Here is a 596-nt window from a genome sequence, read left to right as displayed (position 1 = left end):
CTCACCACTTGCAGAAGTGGGAGTCTCAACTCAGACTGAGATAAATCTGTTTCATATATGGATTCTTTTCAAATAAAATATCTAATTTTTCCGAATCGATATTTTTCACTTTACCACGCAATGAGATTGCTTTTTTATCCTTTGTTGCAGACACCGCAATATACTTTTGTTCCATCAGCTGTTGATAAAATGCTTTTCCGCGGGCGGTTAAAAAATAAACACCATCATCCTCATAATGCATCATGTCGATGACACGCGTCTGCGGATGTTCATCTTCACCCAATGTTGCCACTGTCGTTGAATGAAATTCCTCAACCAGCATTTTCAAATATTCCATAACCCCGACACCTTTCTCCTGCTCTGATTTTATCACTAAAATGCCCTATAGAATAGAACAATCTACAGGGCATTTTGTCTTATCGCAACAATTTCATTTATGAATCACTATTAACTGTTTTCGTACAGAATCCGCCAGTAAAGCGGACATTCGCAATCCAATTTTGCTACTTTCTCATGAACATAGTCGCTTTGCAACCTGCGTTCAAACTATTCAAGAATGCTCCGGCATTCTTGTTGCGAGGTGCGCGTCATGCAAT

The 596-nt window shown here is 39.3% G+C and carries 1 protein-coding gene; it reads right to left on the bottom strand.

What is annotated here, in order from left to right; all coding sequences use genetic code 11:
• Positions 1–25: 25 nt before the first annotated feature.
• A complete protein-coding gene (locus LG34_RS16460) occupies positions 26–337 on the bottom strand; it encodes a pyridoxamine 5'-phosphate oxidase family protein (protein ID WP_109217037.1) in 312 nt (103 codons plus the stop codon).
• Between the last annotated feature and the right edge of the window lie 259 nt (positions 338–596).

This window comes from Eubacterium ramulus (assembly GCF_003122485.1).
Classification (GTDB): domain Bacteria; phylum Bacillota; class Clostridia; order Lachnospirales; family Lachnospiraceae; genus Eubacterium_I; species Eubacterium_I ramulus_A.
This window is presented reverse-complemented; position numbering and strand designations above follow the sequence as displayed.

Excerpts from the sequence above, each read along its gene's own strand:
- LG34_RS16460 (WP_109217037.1), bottom strand. The coding sequence starts at position 337 with ATGGAATATTTGAAAATGCTGGTTGAGGAATTTCATTCAACGACAGTG.